Origin of the sequence: Nonomuraea sp. NPDC049750, from assembly GCF_040659625.1 — a bacterium.
In the GTDB taxonomy this organism is placed as follows: Bacteria; Actinomycetota; Actinomycetes; order Streptosporangiales; family Streptosporangiaceae; genus Nonomuraea.
Map to the genome: position 1 here is coordinate 78,832 of NZ_JBFANB010000032.1, position 17,148 is coordinate 95,979.

The 17,148-nt window shown below is 70.0% G+C and carries 17 protein-coding genes; 8 read left to right on the top strand and 9 right to left on the bottom strand.

Annotated elements, in window-relative coordinates:
- Window positions 1–762 carry an ATP-binding cassette domain-containing protein gene (locus tag AB0J16_RS48095; RefSeq protein WP_358552806.1) on the top strand — a complete coding sequence of 254 codons (762 nt, stop codon included), beginning with the start codon at window positions 1–3 and terminating at the stop codon, window positions 760–762.
- A 54-nt stretch (window positions 763–816) separates the two neighbouring features.
- On the opposite strand, the gene AB0J16_RS48100 is transcribed toward AB0J16_RS48095, so the two are convergent.
- Window positions 817–1,290 carry a hypothetical protein gene (locus AB0J16_RS48100; protein WP_358552808.1) on the bottom strand — a complete coding sequence of 158 codons (474 nt, stop codon included), beginning with the start codon at window positions 1,288–1,290 and terminating at the stop codon, window positions 817–819.
- A 129-nt stretch (window positions 1,291–1,419) separates the two neighbouring features.
- On the opposite strand from AB0J16_RS48100, the gene AB0J16_RS48105 reads away from it, so the two are divergent.
- Both AB0J16_RS48105 and AB0J16_RS48110 read left to right on the top strand, forming a co-directional pair.
- A complete protein-coding gene (locus AB0J16_RS48105) occupies window positions 1,420–1,953 on the top strand; it encodes an MFS transporter (protein ID WP_358552810.1) in 534 nt (177 codons plus the stop codon).
- Window positions 1,954–2,004: 51 nt separating this feature from the next.
- The gene (locus AB0J16_RS48110; protein ID WP_358552812.1) at window positions 2,005–2,754 is read left to right on the top strand and encodes a YcnI family protein; all 750 of its coding nucleotides are present in this window, start codon (window positions 2,005–2,007) and stop codon (window positions 2,752–2,754) included.
- Window positions 2,755–2,870: 116 nt separating this feature from the next.
- Here AB0J16_RS48110 and AB0J16_RS48115 read toward each other — a convergent pair whose 3' ends face one another.
- The 3 genes from AB0J16_RS48115 to AB0J16_RS48125 are packed head-to-tail and all read right to left on the bottom strand — an operon-like array spanning window position 2,871 to window position 5,948.
- Window positions 2,871–3,821 carry an ABC transporter permease gene (locus tag AB0J16_RS48115; RefSeq protein ID WP_358552814.1) on the bottom strand — a complete coding sequence of 317 codons (951 nt, stop codon included), beginning with the start codon at window positions 3,819–3,821 and terminating at the stop codon, window positions 2,871–2,873.
- Window positions 3,808–4,791 carry an ABC transporter ATP-binding protein gene (locus tag AB0J16_RS48120; RefSeq protein ID WP_358552816.1) on the bottom strand — a complete coding sequence of 328 codons (984 nt, stop codon included), beginning with the start codon at window positions 4,789–4,791 and terminating at the stop codon, window positions 3,808–3,810. Before AB0J16_RS48120 ends, AB0J16_RS48115 begins: the two co-directional genes overlap by 14 nt.
- Window positions 4,788–5,948 (bottom strand): outer membrane lipoprotein carrier protein LolA, encoded by a 1,161-nt coding sequence (locus tag AB0J16_RS48125; RefSeq protein ID WP_358552818.1) that lies wholly within the window; start codon window positions 5,946–5,948, stop codon window positions 4,788–4,790. Before AB0J16_RS48125 ends, AB0J16_RS48120 begins: the two co-directional genes overlap by 4 nt.
- 145 nt (window positions 5,949–6,093) lie before the next feature.
- Between AB0J16_RS48125 and AB0J16_RS48130 the strand changes: the two genes are divergently transcribed.
- Together AB0J16_RS48130 and AB0J16_RS48135 are read left to right on the top strand one after the other, a co-directional pair.
- Window positions 6,094–6,768, top strand: coding sequence for a response regulator transcription factor (locus AB0J16_RS48130; RefSeq protein ID WP_358552820.1), 675 nt, complete (start codon window positions 6,094–6,096; stop codon window positions 6,766–6,768).
- On the top strand, window positions 6,761–8,107 hold the full coding sequence (locus AB0J16_RS48135) for an ATP-binding protein (protein ID WP_358552822.1): 1,347 nt from the start codon (window positions 6,761–6,763) through the stop codon (window positions 8,105–8,107). Before AB0J16_RS48130 ends, AB0J16_RS48135 begins: the two co-directional genes overlap by 8 nt.
- Before the next feature lie 137 nt (window positions 8,108–8,244).
- Here AB0J16_RS48135 and AB0J16_RS48140 read toward each other — a convergent pair whose 3' ends face one another.
- The gene (locus AB0J16_RS48140; RefSeq protein WP_358433634.1) at window positions 8,245–9,114 is read right to left on the bottom strand and encodes a LysR family transcriptional regulator; all 870 of its coding nucleotides are present in this window, start codon (window positions 9,112–9,114) and stop codon (window positions 8,245–8,247) included.
- Window positions 9,115–9,738: 624 nt separating this feature from the next.
- Between AB0J16_RS48140 and AB0J16_RS48145 the strand changes: the two genes are divergently transcribed.
- Entirely contained in the window at window positions 9,739–10,725 is a 987-nt protein-coding gene (locus AB0J16_RS48145) for a neutral zinc metallopeptidase (RefSeq protein WP_358552824.1), read from the top strand.
- A 135-nt stretch (window positions 10,726–10,860) separates the two neighbouring features.
- On the top strand, window positions 10,861–12,759 hold the full coding sequence (locus tag AB0J16_RS48150) for an LCP family protein (RefSeq protein WP_358552827.1): 1,899 nt from the start codon (window positions 10,861–10,863) through the stop codon (window positions 12,757–12,759).
- Between the two features lie 33 nt (window positions 12,760–12,792).
- Here the strand turns inward: AB0J16_RS48150 and AB0J16_RS48155 are convergent, their stop codons facing one another.
- Together AB0J16_RS48155 and AB0J16_RS48160 are read right to left on the bottom strand one after the other, a co-directional pair.
- On the bottom strand, window positions 12,793–13,551 hold the full coding sequence (locus AB0J16_RS48155) for a maleylpyruvate isomerase family mycothiol-dependent enzyme (RefSeq protein WP_358552829.1): 759 nt from the start codon (window positions 13,549–13,551) through the stop codon (window positions 12,793–12,795).
- Between the two features lie 195 nt (window positions 13,552–13,746).
- Window positions 13,747–14,241, bottom strand: coding sequence for an ATP-binding protein (locus tag AB0J16_RS48160; protein WP_358552831.1), 495 nt, complete (start codon window positions 14,239–14,241; stop codon window positions 13,747–13,749).
- Window positions 14,242–15,329: 1,088 nt separating this feature from the next.
- Here AB0J16_RS48160 and AB0J16_RS48165 point away from each other — a divergent pair.
- Window positions 15,330–15,698 carry a hypothetical protein gene (locus AB0J16_RS48165; protein ID WP_358552833.1) on the top strand — a complete coding sequence of 123 codons (369 nt, stop codon included), beginning with the start codon at window positions 15,330–15,332 and terminating at the stop codon, window positions 15,696–15,698.
- Window positions 15,699–15,839: 141 nt separating this feature from the next.
- Here AB0J16_RS48165 and AB0J16_RS48170 read toward each other — a convergent pair whose 3' ends face one another.
- Together AB0J16_RS48170 and AB0J16_RS48175 are read right to left on the bottom strand one after the other, a co-directional pair.
- The gene (locus AB0J16_RS48170; protein WP_358552835.1) at window positions 15,840–16,151 is read right to left on the bottom strand and encodes a hypothetical protein; all 312 of its coding nucleotides are present in this window, start codon (window positions 16,149–16,151) and stop codon (window positions 15,840–15,842) included.
- Window positions 16,152–16,158: 7 nt separating this feature from the next.
- Window positions 16,159–17,079, bottom strand: coding sequence for an alpha/beta hydrolase (locus AB0J16_RS48175; protein WP_358552837.1), 921 nt, complete (start codon window positions 17,077–17,079; stop codon window positions 16,159–16,161).
- Between the last annotated feature and the right edge of the window lie 69 nt (window positions 17,080–17,148).

Consider the following 17,148-nt stretch of genomic DNA (forward strand, 5'->3'; position numbering starts at 1 on the left):
ATGATCGAGCTCGACCAGGCCGGGCGCTCGTTCAAGGTGCGGAGGAGCCTCAAGCTCAAAGGGAACGTCGTGCACGCCGTACGCGACCTGTCGTTCACCGTGGCGCCCGGAGAGTTCGTCGGCTACCTCGGCCCCAACGGCGCCGGCAAGTCCACCACGATCAAGATGCTGTGCGGCATCCTGACCCCCACGTCGGGCCGGGTACGGGTGGCCGGGCTCGACCCCTCGCGCAAGCGCACGACGCTGGCGCGGCGCATCGGCGTGGTGTTCGGGCAGCGTACGACGCTGTGGTGGGATCTTCCGCTGCGGGACAGCTTTGAACTGATCCGACTCCTTTACAAAGTAGATCGCAAGGTCTTCAAGACGCGGCTCGACGAGCTGACCGAGACGCTCGACCTGGGTGACTTCACCCGCACGCCGGTGCGTCAGCTCAGCCTGGGCCAGCGCATGCGCGGCGACCTGGCCGCCGCGCTGCTGCACGCGCCCGACGTGCTGGTGCTCGATGAGCCGACCATCGGGCTCGACGTGGTCAGCAAGTCGAGCATCCGGGCGTTCCTGCGCCGGCTCAACGCCGAGCAGGGCACGACCGTCCTGCTGACCACGCACGACCTGGGCGACATCGAACGGCTCTGCCGCCGGGTCATGCTGATCGACCACGGCCGGCTGGCGTTCGACGGCACGCTCGACGAGCTGATGGCCACGGCGCCCGAGAAGTCCACGATCGAGGACGTGGTCACCCACCTCTACACGGGCAGCCGCTGAGCGTCGGCTCATGCGGACGCCGGCCCGCACGATCGCCAACCTCGAGGACGACGATCAGTAATAGCCGCCCTGGGGGCTCTCCTCGTAGTCCTCGTCCTCGTCCTCGTGCCGCCGCGACCAGCGCGACGGCATCAGCACCGGGATGAACAGGGCGACCCCGAGCAGGGCGAACACGCCCGTGGTCAGCAGCAGCTTGTCACCGGTGCCGACGTCCCTGATGATCTGGTTCACCGACGGCTCGGCGGGGATCAGGGAGATCGCCCGGTTGACGTCGAGGGAGTAGACCACGGTCCAGGCCAGCAGCACCATCGAGGGCACGAACGTGGCCATCGGCGAGACCCGGCCCGCCACCACGAGTCCCACGACCAGCCCGACCGCCGCCATCGCGCCGAGGGCGATCCACATCTGCTGGCCGCCGGCGGGGTTGGCCGACGCACTGGATAATGCCTGCTGGACGGCCCAGCCGCCGCCTCCCAGCACCGCTGCGGTCACCACGACGCCGATGAGCAATCCTGCAAAGTGCCGCAACGTTCTCACCTCAATGTCAACGTGTTCGGCACGACCCTAGCGACAATTGCCGCAAATCGACCAGCATTGCGCGGCATGGGAGTAGCGGTCTCCCCGAACCCTGCCCCCGTGAGAGCATGTGACACACCCATGCGCGCGGAACTTCCCCTCAGACTCGCGCGGACGGCCGCCTTCGCCGCCGTCTGCGTGGGACTCGCCGCGCTCGCGCACGCGATGGGCGGCGGCTCGGTTCCCCCGCCGCACACGGCCGCGCTCGGCCTCGGCGCCGTGCTGCTGCCGGCCCTGGCGCTGAGCGCCCGCGAGCGCTCGGCCGCGACGATCAACGTCGCGCTGGTGTGCGCCCAGTTCGGGCTGCACGAGCTGTTCGGCGCCGACGGCACCGCCTACGTCATCTCGCACGCGCACGGCCGCGGGCTCGGCCAGGCCGCCGGCATGCTGCTGGCGCACCTGACGGCCACGCTGATCACGGGGTGGTGGCTGGCGCGCGGCGAGAGCGCGCTCTGGGCGCTGCTGCGCCGCCTCGGTCACCGTCTGGCGCTGCTGCGCCCGCTCGCCGTTCCCGCCGTGCGGCCGGCCGTCCCGATGGTGATCGTACGGATCGTCCCGGTCGATCCGCTGCTCCTGCACTGTGTCGCCAGGCGTGGTCCTCCACTGCCCGCCTGATCCTCTGACACCTTTTCGACCCCCCCCCGCTCATTCCAGTGGAGATCCATCATGTCCTTCGTGCGACGTACGGCCACGGTTCTGGCCGCCGCCACCGCCATCACCGCCGGCCTCGCCCTTCCCGCGCTGGCCCACGTCTCGATCAACCCGGGCACCGCCGAGCAGGGCGGCTTCAGCAAGGTCGCCTTCCGGGTGCCCAACGAGCGCGACGACGCCTCGACCGTCAAGGTCGAGGTCTCCTTCCCCACCGACCACCCGCTGGCGTTCGTCTCGGTCAAGCCGGTGCCGGGATGGAGCGTCAAAGTCACCGAGGGCAAGCTGCCCAAGCCCGTCAAGACCGAGTACGGCGATCTGAAGGAGGCCGTCACCAAGGTCGTCTGGTCGGGCGGGAAGATCGGTAAGGGCGAGTTCCAGGAGTTCGAGGTATCCATGGGGCAGTTGCCCACCGACACCGATCAGCTCGCGTTCCCGACGACGCAGACATACTCCGGCGGCGAGGTGGTCAAGTGGGCGGACGCCCCCAAGGCGGACGGCAGCGAGGCGGAGCACCCGGCTCCGACGCTCAAGCTGACTCCCGCGACCGCGTCCGACTCGCACCACAGCGGCTCCCCGTCGGCCGCCGCGTCAGCCCCCGCGGCCTCGGCGCCGGCCTCCGCTGACGGCATGGCCCCATCGGTCAGCAAGGTAGCGGCCGGCTCGTCCTCGGACGGCACCGCGCGCCTGCTGGGCGGTGCCGGACTCGTGGTGGGCGTCATCGGCATCGTGGTCGCCGTCCTGGCCCTGCGCCGCCGCCCGTCCTGACCGCGCGTTTCCTGAAGTCCGGGCCTGCGCCGCCGCCCGTCCTGACGTACGGGCGGCTCTAATTTGATGGCGGACCGCCGAGACGGTCCGGGTCGGATCTCACCGGCCCGGACCGCTCAGGAGGTGATGTCCTTGCCCGAGAAGCGGGCCCACGCGATGGAGCCGAACAGCAGGATGTACGCCCCGAAGACCAGCAGCCCCTGACCGAGGCCCGCGAAGTCGATGGGGCTGCGCAGCACCGCGTCGAACTTGGTCCACCAGCTGGGCAGCAGGTAGGGCGTGATCGCCTCGAGCTGCGGGATCGCCCTGAGCACCTGGGTGACGATGATCAGGACCATCGTCGCCGCGATGGCGCCGATGGACACCTCGGTGAACGTCGACAGGGCCACCGCCACGGCCGCCAGGGCCGCCATGCCCGCGCCCACGTACCCGACGGTGATGAGGATCCGCAGCAGGCCCTCGGCCACCGAGATGGTGCTGCCCGACAGCAGCGTCACCGGCCCCACCGGGAACAGGATCAGCCCGGTGACGAGCGCCGACAGCGCCACCACGACGGTGATCGCGTAGCCGAACACCACCGCGTTGAGGTACTTCACGACCAGCAGCCTCGTCCGGCCGGCGGGCGCGGCGAGCAGGTAGCGCAACGTCCCCGCGCCCGCCTCGCCGGCGATCGAGTCGCCGCCGACCACGCTCACCGCGATCGGCATCAGCAGCAGCACCAGGAAGGAGAACGAGGCGAAGGTCAGCATGAGGCTGTTGCCCGCCACAGCCCCGATGAGCCCGCCGACCGCCTCGTCGGCACTGGCGATGCGCAGCGCGATGCCGATCAGCACCGGCACGCTCGCCAGGACGGCCAGCATCACCTGATTGCGTGGCCGCCGGAACGTCAGGCCGAGCTCGGAGCCGAGCAGCCGCCAGAACGCCGACGCCAGACGCACCGGCGGCCCGGCCGGCTCGGCCGGCTCGGATGAACCGGGCGCCGAGGACGGCCGCTCGGCGGTGCGCATCGTCTCGGTCACCGGCACCAGCCCCGGCGTCCGGCGCTCCTGCGTCTCAGCCGTCGACATCGAATCCCTCCCCTGTCAGTCCCACGAACACGTCCTCCAGGCTCGGCCGTACGACGGCCAGCCCGCGCACGGCGACGCCCTCCCGTACCAGCGTCGCGTTGATGTCCTCGGGCGCGTGCGCGCCCAGGTCCGCCGTCACCGCCGCGACGCCCTCGTCAGGCGTGCGCACGTCGGCCAGGCCGAGCGTGCCGAGCACCCGCGCCGCGTCGGCGACGTCCGGTGTCTCGACTCTGACGCGGGTGGTGAGGCCGCCGTTGAGCGAGGCGATCGTGCCCTGGGCGACCAGGTTGCCGGCCCGCATGATCGCGGCGTGCGTGCACATCTGCTCGACCTCGGTCAGCAGGTGCGAGGAGACGAAGACCGTGGTGCCGTCGGCGGCGATCTCCTTGACCAGCGCGCGCACCTCGCGGGTGCCCTGCGGGTCGAGCCCGTTGGTGGGCTCGTCGAGTATGAGCAGCTCACGGGGTCCGAGCAGGGCGGCGGCGATGGCCAGGCGCTGGCGCATGCCGAGTGAGTAGTTGCGGAAGCGCTTGCCCGCGGCCGCCGACAGGCCGACCCGCTCCAGGGCCTCGGCGACCCGCGTCTTCGCGGTACGGCCGGGGGCGGTGGGGTCGGCGGCGTCGAAGCGGTACAGGTTCGCCTCGCCCGACAGGTACGGGTAGAACGCCGGCCCCTCGACCAGCGCCCCCACCCGGGGCAGTGCGTCCGCCAGGGGCAGGCCGAGCACGGAGTACTCGCCGGCCGTGGGCGCCACCAGGCCGAGCAGCATGCGGATCGTGGTGGTCTTGCCCGAGCCGTTGGGCCCGAGGAAGCCGAAGACCGATCCGCGCGGCACGGTCAGGTCCAGTGCGTCGACCGCGACCTGGCCGCCGCGGAAGCGCTTGGTCAGGCCCTGGGTGACGATCGCCGAGTCGCCGGAGGGCGGGGCCGCCCCGAAGGGCGCCCCCGCTTCATGCGTGACAACGGTCACTTGGTGCCCGCCGCCTTGGTGATCTCCTCCGGCGTGACCGCGCCGACCAGCAGCCGGCCGTCATCGGTCAGCAGCGCGGTGACGAGCTTGGTCTTGATCAGCTTGCCCGAGCCCCACGTGCCGCTGACCGGGGTGGCCGTCTTGAGCACGTTCTGGACGAGCGCGCTCGGGTCGGCGCCCTCCGAGCCGCCCTTCCAGTGGCTGCCCGGCTTGCCGTCGGACGGGGTCTCGGCCGGCTTGGCCGTCAGGTCCGCCAGCGTGGCGGGCAGGACCGCGACCCTGGTCCAGCCGGCGCCGACGACCTTCGTGTCCTTGCGGGCCTCCTTGGCCGACTCCGCCTGCTGCTCGGCGTGCTCGGCGTCGCCGCCGGCACCGAGCGTCTCCTCCTTCACCTTGGCGCCCGCGGGCGGAGTGAAGGCGAAGTTCTCCTCCGCCGGCGGCGTGAAGGTCACCTGGGTGAAGCCGACCTGGAAGGCCGGCTCGGCCGAGCCCTTGGCGAAGACCTGGACCTGCAACGGCATGTACGTCTCACCGTCGAGCGCCAGCCGCACCTCCTGCACCAGCGAGCCCTCGTCCTTGGGGGCGAGCACGAGCTGGTAGGCGGCACGGCCGGCCACCTGGGCGTTGTTGGTCACCCGGATGGCGGTGTGCTCGTCGGCGTTGGCCAGGAGCTTGGCCGCCACCTGCTGCGGGGTCACATCGGCCGGCCCCGGCGTGGGCAGCTCGTGCGGCTTCCCGGCGGCGCCCTTGGCCATCTTGATCTTGGTCGCCGTGTTGTCGCCGCTGTCCCAGTACCAGACCTGGTCGCCGTTGACGATCAGGTTGGACTCGTCGAACTGCGTCGGCATGGCGACCCTCAGCTTGTCGCCGGCGCCGTACCAGACCTTCACCTCATGTGAGCCGGACAGCAGGCTCAGCGGCGACGTGCCACCCATGTCGGGCAGTGCGGGCAGACCGAGCGAAGCGGTCTGCTGCACGGTGCCGGACATGGGCGGCGGGCCGGCCTTGTCCTTGGTGGCCGCCGCGGCGTCGGCGAGCAACTGCTGCGCCGTACGCTCGGGCAGCACCGGATCGCCGCTGACCGCGGCGATGACCGGACCGGCCCCCATAGCTCCCGCGATCACGGCCGCGGCCGCGATCGGAACTCCCCATCTCACGAACGTTCCTCTGCGCATCTCACTCCTTAACGGTATGTCGATGACCAGAGCCTGCGTCATGCATGCTTAGGCGAGCCTGAGACCAGCTGAGACGGCTCTCAGCCTTCTCAGCGTGGTCACAGGGGAGGAACGGGAGAATCGCCACATGAGAGTACTTGTCGTCGAGGATGAGCGGCGGATGGCGGCCGCGCTGCAGCGGGGGCTCCAGGCCGAGGGTTTCGCCGTGGACCTCGCCCACGACGGCGAGCAGGGACTGCACGCGGCCAGACACGGCGACTACGACATCGTGGTGCTCGACATCATGCTGCCCCGGCTGTCGGGCTACAACGTGTGCAAGCAGTTGCGCGCCGAGGAGAACTGGGTGCCGATCCTGATGCTCTCCGCCAAGGACGGCGAGTACGACATGGCCGACGGCCTCGATCTGGGCGCCGACGACTACCTGACCAAGCCCTTCTCGTACGTGGTGCTGGTGGCCAGGCTGCGCGCGCTGCTGCGGCGCGACTCCGGGCGGCGGCCCGCCGTGCTGACGGCGGGCGACCTGACGCTGGACCCCGCGCGGCGCCGGGTGGAGCGGGGTGAGCAGGTGATCGAGCTGACGCCCAGGGAGTTCGCGCTGCTGGAATATCTGCTGCGCCGGCGCGACGAGGTGGTGTCGAAGTCGGAGATCCTGGAGCACGTGTGGGACACCTTCGACACCGACCCGAACGTGGTGGAGGTCTACGTGGGCTACCTGCGGCGCAAGGTCGACGCCCCGTTCGGCAGGAACGCCCTGCAGACCGTGCGCGGCGCGGGCTACCGGCTGGCGGGCGACGGTGGCTGACTCGCCGCTGCTGTGGTGGCGGCGCCAGGGGCTGCGCTTCCGGTTGACGGTCGTGGCCGCCGCCGTCCTCGCGCTCGCGCTGGCCATCTCGGCGTCGGTGCTGCTGACCGTCCTGGACCGGGCCCTCATCGGCACCGTCGACGACTCGACCAGGCAGCAGGCCCAGACCGTGCGGGTGCAGGCCGACGCGGGCACGCTGACCAGCCCGATCGCTACCCACGACGGCACGATCGTGCAGGTGATCGACGCGTCGGGCCGCATCACGGACGTCACGTACGGCGCCGACCGGCTGGTCCCGCTGCTGGACGCGCGGGAGCGGGCCGAGGTGCTGCGCGACGGCCAGGCCACGTTCCTGGACGGCCGGCCGTTCGCGATCTCGGGGCCGCTGCGCGTGGTGGTCATCAGCGCCGACCATGGCAGGACCGTGGTCGCGGCCAGGCCCATCGGCGAGATCCAGACCAGCCTCGGTACGGCCGGCCGGGTGCTGCTGGTCGGCACGCCGATGCTCATCGTGCTGCTGGCCGTGGCCAGCTGGGTGGTCATCGGCCGGACGCTGCGGCCGATCGCCGCGCTGCGCAGGGGCGCCGCCGAGATCACGCACACCGCCAGGTCGCGCCGGCTGCCGGTGCCCGAGTCGCGCGACGAGGTGCACTCGCTGGCCACCACGCTCAACGACATGCTGGCCCGGCTGGAGGAGGCCGAGCAGCGTCAGCGGGCGCTGGTCTCCGACGCCGCGCACGAGCTGCGCAGCCCGCTGGCCAGCATCCGGCTGCAGCTAGAGGTGGCGCTCGGCCATCCGGAGGGCCAGGACTGGCCGGAGACGGCCGAGGGCGTGATGGAGGACGCGATGCGGCTGTCCAGGCTCGCCGAGGACCTGCTGGCGCTGGCCCGCCTGGACGAGCGCGGCGGCGTGCCGGCCAGGCGCGAGCCGGTCGATCTCGACGAGGTGGTGCGCCAGACCGTCGACAGGTACGGCGAGGCCCGGCTGACCGTGTGCGATCCCGTCGTGGTCCGCGGCGACGCGCTGGACCTGAGCCGGGTGCTGACGAACCTGGTGGACAACGCGGTGCGGCACACCTCGTCGAAGGTGGAGGTGGCGCTGACGGCCGACGGGGTGCTGACGGTGACCGACGACGGGCCCGGCATTCCCGAGCAGGATCGCGAGCGGGTGTTCAACCGGTTCACCCGGCTGGACTCGGGCCGCAGCCGCGACGAGGGCGGCGCTGGGCTGGGCCTGGCCATCGTCCGGGAGACCGTGCGGGCGCACGGGGGCGGGGTGCATCTGGAGGACGCCGCACCGGGGCTGCGTGCGGTCGTGCGGTTGCCTGTGGCGAGGTGAGGAGGGGGGTTCGCGCACGGGGTGCGTGCGGGGTTCGTGCGGGTTCTGCGGGGGTTCGTGCGGGGGGTTCGTGCGGGGGTGAGTCCTCGCTTCCGGCCGGGCGCGGCGGCGGCCGAAGGCGATGTGCTCAGGACGGGTCAGGCGGCGCTGCCCTTTTCGGCGGCGGCCAGGAAGTCCTGGGCGATCAGCGGCAGGCGGCGACGGGCGTGCACGACGGCGATGACGCGGCGGACCGCGGGTTCCAGCGAGCGCACCACCAGGCCCGCCCGGCCGGCCTGTTCGGCCATGCCGCGGTACCACAGCAGTGACGCCTGGCCGGTGCGTACGGCGTTGAGCCAGCCGTTGCGCTCGTCGGTTTCGAGCACGACGACCGGGCTGACGGCGTACTTGCCGAACATCGCGTCGAGTTCCCTGCGCCGGACGCTGCCCCGTGCGGGCAGGGCCAGGCGCATCCCGTCAAGCTTGCCCATGGGCACGGGATTGGGCAGTTCGAGGCCGGGCGGGGAGATCAGCACGATCTCCTGGCGTTCGAGCGGATGGGTGATGAGATCGGTGGGTACGGGCAGATCGGTCAGGCCGAGGTCGGCCCGCTGATCCCTGATGGCGTTGACGACGGCGTCACGGCCGTCACAACGGACGATGTGCACGCGGACACCTGGGTGCTCGGCGGTGTAGGCGGGCAGCAGCCGTCCGGCCAGGCCGGGTTCGAGGCTGGGTGTGGAGGCGATGCGGAGCTCCGCCTCCCCTGTGCTGCCGTGATTGGACAGGCTCTCGATCTCGTGTACGGCATCAAGAGCCTCCCTTGCCAGTTTGACCACCCGCCGGCCTTGTGCGGTGACGACGACACCGCGTCCGGACCTGGCGAAGAGCGTCATGCCGAGTTCCCGTTCCAGATCGCGGATCGCGCGCGAAAGCGCAGGTTGCGCGATATACAGCGATCTGGCCGCGTCGGTCATGGTGCGGTGCTCCGCAGTCGCGACCACGTAGCGGAGCTGCTGGAGGTTCATGTCAAAGAAGCTAGGACACCAGCTGCCGTGCGGTCCGGGACATAGCAGAGATCACCTCGAATGATTTCGGACCGTAGCCGGGCACTGCGACTTCTGTGACGGGTGATAAATCGGTATGCTTCTGCCCCAAATTCGGCAAATGTCCAACCAGTGACGTACCAAGTCACCCTTTACGGACAACCGAGTCAAGGGGGATACACGGTGACAGGCAACGGGCAGCATCCACCCCCGCCTCAGGGGCCAGGTCAGCCCCTGCGGCCACCGTCGCGTCCGTGGCCGCCGCCGGGCCACCGCGAGCCGCAGCCCCAGGGTTACGGTCATCCGGGGCAGCAGCCGCCTCCCCCGCCTGGACCGGTCTATCCGCCGCCTCCGCCGGGGCCCGTCTATCCGCAGGGGCCGGTGCATCCCCCGCAGGGCCAGCCGTACGGGGCGCCGCCCCAGGGGCAGCCGTACCCGCCCCAGGGGCAGCCGTACCCGCTAAGCGGGCAAGGGCAGCCGCACCCGCCGGGCGGGCCGTACGGACCGCCACAGGGCGGCTCCTGGCATCCGCAGCAGCCGCCTCCTCCCCCGCGTCCGCCCATGCCGCCGGGGCCGTGGGGGCCGCCGCCGCGGAAGAAGTCGGGCATGGGGGTGATCGGCATCCTCGGGGCGGTCTTCGGGTCGATGGCGGCGCTGTTCGTGCTGCTCGTGATCGCGACGGCGATGCTCAAAGGCTCGTCCAGACACGACACGACCACGCCGGTCGCCATCCCCTCCTACACCGACTCCTATGACGACGACGAGACGCCGTCCCCGTCCGAGTCGCGGAGCCAGACCCGGTCGAGCGAGCCGACGGCGACGCGGTCCACCGAGCCCGAGACGCCGGCCCGGCCCACGCTGAACACGAGCACGAGGAACAACACCCTGTACCGGGTCGGCGCCCTGCCCAGGGTGGCCTGCCCGGCGGGCGGCGCGAGCATCTTCAGCCACAGCCAGCTCAAGGCGCTGATCCTGAAGACCGGCAGGTGCATGGACCGGGCCTGGGGGCCGATCATGCAGCGGCAGGGCATCCGGTTCACGCCGCCGAGCTACTCGATCGTGGCCACGCGCGGCAGGGGCGCCTGCGGCGACTATCCGTCGCCGGGGAGCATGGTGCCGTACTACTGCCCGCGCAACAACACCATCTACGCCTCCACCTCGGCCATGGCCAGGGGCAACGGGAACGCCCGCGGCTACGGGGAGATCATCTCCTGGCACGGCGGGATCATCAGCATGCTGGCCCACGAGTACGGGCACCACGTCCAGAACATCTCGGGCGTGATGGACTCCTGGTGGAAGCAGACGGTCGACTCCAGCAGCCGGAGCGGCAAGCTGGCACTGAGCAGGAAGCTGGAGCTCCAGGCGACCTGCTTCGGCGGCATGTGGATGCGGTCGGTGGCCGCGTCCTACCCGGTCAACACCGCGAACCGCGCCCGCCTCTTCTGGTTCTACGGGCAGGTGGGCGACTATCCCGGATATCCCCGCGACCACGGCAACAGAGTGAACAACAACCGGTGGTTCCGTCAGGGCTGGGAGAGGAACCAGGCGTTCCAGTGCAACACCTGGATGGCGGCTTCGTCCACGACCTCCTGATGTCATGGCCTGTTCATCTCAGGTTGGGTACATGTCTTGGATGTCCCTATATGGGAGCTAGACTCCTGGCAATCTTGTGCCCTACGGGGTGCAAAAACCATGGGTTTCGCCAGGTAGGCGTGTGAAGGAGCCGGTGTGAGCAAGCGCGATGGGGTGGACACCGCGCCCGAGGGCAGAAAACGGCGCGCTCCCCGCCGCTCGGGCACAGGGTCCGAAACCGGACCAGGAGAGGGTTCGGACGCCGGCCGTACGGGCGAACCGCCGGACGCGGGCTCACCCCAGAACCGCACCCCCGCAGACAGCTCACCGCAGAACCGCACCCCCGCGGACAGCTCACCGCAGAGCGACGCCCCCGGCGACAGCCCCCCGTCCGCAGGCGGCCACGGCACGCGTCCGGCTGGCACGCATCCCACGAGTCCCGGCGGGACCGGCCCGGGCGAGACCGGTCCGGGTGGCACCGGTCCGGGTGGGAAGGGTCCGGGTGGGAAGGGCCGGGGCGGCAAGGGCGCTCGTGGTCCCGCGTCCTCCGGCGCCGGGCGGCCCAAGCCCCGGCCGCGGGCGGCCTCGGCGGCGCCCCAGTTCGCCAAGCCGCTCTCCACCGGCGGCCTGCTCGGCTGGACCCTGCTGTCCGCCATCGTCCCCGGCGCCGCTCACCTGCGCGCCGGGCGCCGTGGTACCGGCCTGGTCATGCTCGGCGCGTACGTGGTGCTGCTGCTCGCCGGGCTGGCGTTCGGGCTGACGCGCAACAAGGACAACATCGCCCAATTGGTCGGCGCCGACATGCAGCTGACGGTCATCGTCATCGCCGCTGTGCTCGCACTGGCCTGGTTCGCCATCATCGTGCTGTCGTACGTGGCGCTCGGCCCCAACCGGCTGCACCAGCAGGGCCAGATCGTCTCCGGCATCGTGGTCGGCGTGCTCTGCGTCTCGGTCATGGCCCCCTTCGCCTTCGTCGCGGACACCGTGCTGACCTTCCGCAACGCCTCCCAGAAGATCTTCGTCCCCATCGCCCTGAGCACGGACCCGAGTGTCGCGCCGATCAAGGAGGACGATCCCTGGAACGGCAAGGACCGGGTGAACTTCCTGCTGATCGGCGGCGACGCGGCCGGCGACCGTACCGGCGTGCGCACCGACAGCATGACGATCGCCAGCGTGGACATCGCGACGGGCAAGACGGTCCTGTTCAGCCTGCCGCGCAACCTGCAGCACGTACACTTCCCGACGTCCTCGCCGCTGCGCAAGCAGTTCCCCAACGGTTTCATGGCGGAGCTGCCCAACGGCGGCCTGCTCAACGAGGTCTGGCAGTACGCCACTGAGAACCCGCAGATCATGGGCGGCAAGAACAGGGGCCCACGCGCGCTGATGGACGCCATCGGCTACACGCTCAACCTGAAGATCGACTACTACGCCATGATGAACATGTACGGCTTCGCGGACCTGGTCGACGCCATCGGCGGCCTCAAGATCCGCGTGGAGCGCGACATCAAGTGGGGCGGCCACTTCGGCACCGCGGGCACGATCAAGGCGGGCTACAAGAAGCTGACCGGCGAGCAGGCCCTGTGGTACGGCCGGTCGCGAGTGGACAGCGACGACTTCTCGCGCATGGCCCGCCAGCGCTGCGTCATCGGCGCGTTCGCGCAGCAGGCGACGCCCGACAAGATCCTGTTGAACTTCGGCAAGATCGCCGATGCGACGAAGCGGCTCGCGCAGACGAACATCCCGCAGGAGCTGGTCGAGCCGCTCGTGGCGCTGGCCGTCAAGGTGAAGAGCGCCAAGATCACCAGCTTGCAGTTCGTACCGCCGGAGTTCCTGTCGGGGCGTCCCGACTGGCTGAAGATCCGGCGGGCCGCGGACAAGGCGATCAAGGACTCGGTCCGGCCGACCCGGAGCGCGCAGGCGGCTGACGTCACGTCCTCGCCCGGGACGCCCACGACCAAGCCGACCCGTTCGTACGCCGCCGCCAAGCCGACCCAGACGCCCACCCAGAACAGCCAGAAGACCGCCCAGAGCCTGTCGGAGCTCTGCGGGCTGTAAGGCCCGCCGCCCGGGTCGCTCGGGTCGCTGGGGTTACTGGGTCGCGAGGGAGAGGAGTCGGCGCAGGTAGGTGACCTGCTCGGGGTCGCCGGTGACCGACACCTCGCCGCCCCTGCCCCACACCCAGCGCAGCAACTCGTCGGGCGCCCCCGACACGACGGTCCGCGCCTGCTCGACCGCCCTGTCGGCGGTCTCGTCGGCGACGGTGATCTCGGTGGGCGTGGCCCGTACGAGCCAGGCGCGCTCTCCGCCGACGACCGCGATCGCCCCCTTGAGGTCGGGGCGCAGGGCCTCGGCGAAGCTTTCGGGGTAGTGGGCGAATTCGTGCGCGAGCATCACCTTGAGTCCCTCGTCCACCCCGTCGAGGGCCAGGTCGTCGGCGGCGGGCGTCACGGGCAGGCCGGCCGCGAGTTCGGCGTCGACGCGGTGGATCACCGTCTCCTGGGCCATGCGCCTGATCCAGAACCCGACGCTCTGGTCGGGCTCGTACCAGGTGAGCGCGTAGTCGTCCGGGGCCCTAGCGGCGAACTCCGCCATCAGCTCGGCAAAGGCCCGGTCGAGCACCGCGAACGGCTCCTCACCGGACAGGTCGGGCGGCCATGGGGTCGGCCACTCCCCGCGCAGCATCGTCTCGGCCTTGTGCAGGTAGACCTCAGTGATGTGCGCGACCAGATCGGCGGCGGTCCACCCCGGGCAGCTAGGCACGGGCGCCGCGTCCGGCGCGGCGGAGGCCGCGGCTCTGAGCAGGCCGTATTCGTCAGCCAGACAGGCCAGCAAGCGAGGGGCATCCATGGCACCCACCCAACCACGCATCGCCGGCACACTGCATCGCATTAAACCGGCGGCGTGTCGCCATATAAGCCGGCAGCGTGCCTTGCCTGGCCGGTGGCGTATCGCCTTAGGCCAGCGGTGTGTCGTTGTGAACAGCTCGCGGATCGAACAGGCGCCCCCACAGCGCCCGTTCCTCTCCCGCTCCGGCGTCAGGCGCTAGGCGGCGCTTCCGGGCCCTCTCCCGGCGAACAGCCCGCCCCGCCGTACGGCCGGCATCCTCGGACGCCGGTACGGCAACGCGAACCACGTCGCCTTCCCGATACGCCCCGGACTGGTGACGTACTTCTGGGGATGGCATCCCCAGAAGCCTTCGGAGAGCGCGGCGACGATGCACAGCCCCCGCCCGCGCTCGGCGTCGGCGTCGACCACACGGGCCACCGGCAGCGGTGGACCGCAGTCCACCACCATGCACACGATCTCCTCGGGATCGGCGTGAAGCACCAGCTCATAGGGTGCCTCTCCATACAGAAAGGCATTTGTCACCAATTCGCTGGCCATTAGCACGGCGTCATCGACGAGATCGGGACTCAGTTCCAGTCCGGTCAGCGCGTCACGGACGACCGTTCGGGCATACCGGACGGCCTGCACGTCTTCGCGCAGGGGCCAGGCATGCTCGGCGTGTGTTCGCGGGACGGATCGCAGTGGGGTCATTGGCTTCTCCTTCCGCGTTCAACTGTCGAAACGTGTACGGAAGAGAGGTCAAAAAAGGCGGATCTTGAAAAATCGTTTTTCGCCGGCCCCCACGCACCGCGACCCGCCGCACATGATGGCCTCCCGCGCACCGCGACCCGCCGCACATAGTGGCCCCCCGCGCACCGCGACCCGCCACACATAGTGGCCCGCTCCGCACCGTTGCCCGCCGCGCACCGCGACCCGGCGGCCTTTACACTCGGCGACTCTCCATCACGGCCTGCCCGGTAAGCCCCGCCCCCAGCAGCAAACCGCGGCCCGTCCGATCGGACCATTGCCCCGCACGCTGATCCCCTTTCGCCGCACTGACTCCTTCCACAAGGACATGTCAGCGCCACGCCAGCGATACGAAAGCCGAAGCGGCGAGCATGATGTCCGCGGCCTCGAAATCCCTTGGAGATTCGCGACAAAAGGAGAGTCGCCTTGAGAACGACAGCACGGTTACTCGCGATGACGACACTGGTCGCAGGCATGGCGCTCGTCGCGGCGCCCGCGAACGCCGCCACGGGAACACTGATTCTTTCCATCAGCCCTGCCGGGCAAAGAATCATGTATAACAATCCCACGGCCGGTTGTTACAGCACCGCATCAGCCTTCAGCAATGTCACAAATCGCACGAATGTCGCTGTCACCGTTTACCAAGGAACGCACTGCCAGGGACTGTCCCTAATCATCGCTCCGGGTACGAGTCCCGTGCCGGTCGGAGACCGCCTCAGCGTCTCCGTCCCCGTCTAAGGGTTTTCGATCCAGAAGAAGGGATGAAGTATGCACAATCGCATGGCGAGGCGAATAGCCGTCGGCCTAGTCGGCCTGGGCTTGGCCCTGACTCCCGTGGTCCCAGCATTCGCGGCGCAGAGCAGCTCGTCGACCCGGCAAGTGGCGGGCCCCGCGCAGGTGGAGAGCCACACGGAATGGGGCGGCTGGTATTCCAGCCTGGACAGCTGCGCCGAAGTCGGCCGGGCATACGTCCACCAAAACGGAGCTATTGGATTCACCTGCCGGCCCCTCAACGGCCAGTGGGCCCTCTGGGTCGTCTACGACCCCTCCCCGTGACCTTCGATCCGATGAATCACACTCAGGAGAGAACAGTGCGGAATATCAAGAAAGCCGCGACGACACTCGCGATCACGGCCGCTCTCGCCGCCGGCGGCATGACGCTGGCCGCGCCGACTTGGGCGGAAAGCGCATCGTCCATCACGCAGGCGAACGCCGCGGCGGGAGTCTGGTACATCTTCAATTTCTATCCGGACGAGGGGACCTGCGAAGCGCAGCGTAGATGGGGCGCCAGTCAGGGCTGGTGGACCTGGGACCATTCGGCCTGTGCGACCAACGGGCGGGACTGGGCGCTCTTCATCCTCTACGACGCGGCCCCTTCCGCGAAGCAGGCCCCTCTTCCCGAGGGTTGGCAACGGTCCTGATTTATCGGCGAAATATGAGATAGCGCGAAAAGGTGCCTTCTCACCTGTCTGGCGGCGACATGCTGGGGTCGCAGCGGAGGCAGAGTGGAAGGCACCTTTTCGTACCGGAATTCGCGATCCGGCATTCATACGATCGCCAAGTCAGCAGGCCCTGACTTCGTCGAGGTAGGAGCCCCAGCCGTGCCGAAAGAGGAAGGTCTTGTGCGGCTTGAGCACCTTGCACTCACTGTCGAAGTTGTACTGGATGACGATCTTGACACGGATGGTGTGCCCGCAGTCGTTGCGGACCTTGACCCACTTGTTGTAGTCGTGTCCAGTCCAGGTCGTGGCGCAGTCGGGGGCGCCGTCCCGGGCGGCCGACTCGGTCGATGCCGAGGCGCTGTAGCCAGGAAGTACGACCAGAGCGGCAGAGACGAGTGCCGCCATCGCCGCGAGTCGGATCTTTCCTCTCATGCTCATCTTACGTGTCCCCTTTCTCCGTTTTCTCCGTCCGAAATGTCACGCCGACCATAGGAGCGGGGATGTTGAGGTCATGTTGAGGATGCGTTGACCCCTGGCCTGGCTGAAGTCGGCTGCCGGTCGCAGAGGCCGAGCCGCTGAAACGGCAGGCGTACGATCGCGCCGACTTCGCCCTGCTGCGGCAGTGACGTCGCGGACGGGTAAGGCCTGGCGCTACGCGCGGGCGCGGGCGTGCGGGCGCAGGGTGGCCAGCCAGCGGCGAAGGAGGCCGGAAGGCCTGGGGGCGTTCCAGGTGCAGGAAATGCCCGGTGCCGTCCCACGTGACCATCTGCGACCCGGAAGGTGCGGGGATAGAGGACTCCCACGCCGCCGGCTCGCTCAGCGAGCGGACGCAAAGGACCGGGCGGGTGCGCCTGGCCAGGTAGCGGCGCGTCGCGGGCCGGGCGCCGAACGCGTCCGGGCCCAGGTACATGCCCTCATAGCAGGCGGCCAGTACGTGACCGGGGGTGGCGAGCAACTGGGCGCGTACCTCGGCGGGCAGGGTGCCGAGCTGGCGGACGGCCGCCGCCGCGCCCTTGGACCGCAGGGCGGCCAGCCGTTTTCCGAACAGCCGCTCCTCGGCGGCGTCCGCACCATAGGCAGGATCGACGACCACCAGCGCGGAGACGTGCTCGGGGTGCTCCACGGCCATGGCGGTGACGACCTGGGCGCCCATCGAGTGCCCCACGGCGACGACCGGTCCGGCGTCGAGGCGGTCGAGCAGGGCCACGAGGTCCCCCGCCAGGTCGACGGGCCGGTAGCCGGCCATGGGCGCCGGCGACCCGCCGTGCCCGCGCAGGTCGGCGGCGATCACCCGGTGACCCGGCTGGAGCGCGTCGGCGATGGGCGCCCACGTACGGGCGTGACCGCCCCAGCCGTGCACGAGGAGCAGGGGTCTCGCCCTCGCCGCGATCGGTGTGGCACAGCGCGATGGGGGCCATCAGCGTGAGCC

Bases quoted from the DNA above. Each gene is read 5' to 3' on its own strand.
- AB0J16_RS48170 (WP_358552835.1), bottom strand. From the start codon at position 16,151: ATGAGAGGAAAGATCCGACTCGCGGCGATGGCGGCACTCGTCTCTGCC.
- AB0J16_RS48155 (WP_358552829.1), bottom strand. From the start codon at position 13,551: ATGGATGCCCCTCGCTTGCTGGCCTGTCTGGCTGACGAATACGGCCTG.
- AB0J16_RS48160 (WP_358552831.1), bottom strand. From the start codon at position 14,241: ATGACCCCACTGCGATCCGTCCCGCGAACACACGCCGAGCATGCCTGG.
- AB0J16_RS48095 (WP_358552806.1), top strand. From the start codon at position 1: ATGATCGAGCTCGACCAGGCCGGGCGCTCGTTCAAGGTGCGGAGGAGC.
- AB0J16_RS48140 (WP_358433634.1), bottom strand. From the start codon at position 9,114: ATGAACCTCCAGCAGCTCCGCTACGTGGTCGCGACTGCGGAGCACCGC.
- AB0J16_RS48105 (WP_358552810.1), top strand. From the start codon at position 1,420: ATGCGCGCGGAACTTCCCCTCAGACTCGCGCGGACGGCCGCCTTCGCC.
- AB0J16_RS48145 (WP_358552824.1), top strand. From the start codon at position 9,739: ATGGGGGTGATCGGCATCCTCGGGGCGGTCTTCGGGTCGATGGCGGCG.
- AB0J16_RS48115 (WP_358552814.1), bottom strand. From the start codon at position 3,821: ATGTCGACGGCTGAGACGCAGGAGCGCCGGACGCCGGGGCTGGTGCCG.
- AB0J16_RS48110 (WP_358552812.1), top strand. From the start codon at position 2,005: ATGTCCTTCGTGCGACGTACGGCCACGGTTCTGGCCGCCGCCACCGCC.
- AB0J16_RS48130 (WP_358552820.1), top strand. From the start codon at position 6,094: ATGAGAGTACTTGTCGTCGAGGATGAGCGGCGGATGGCGGCCGCGCTG.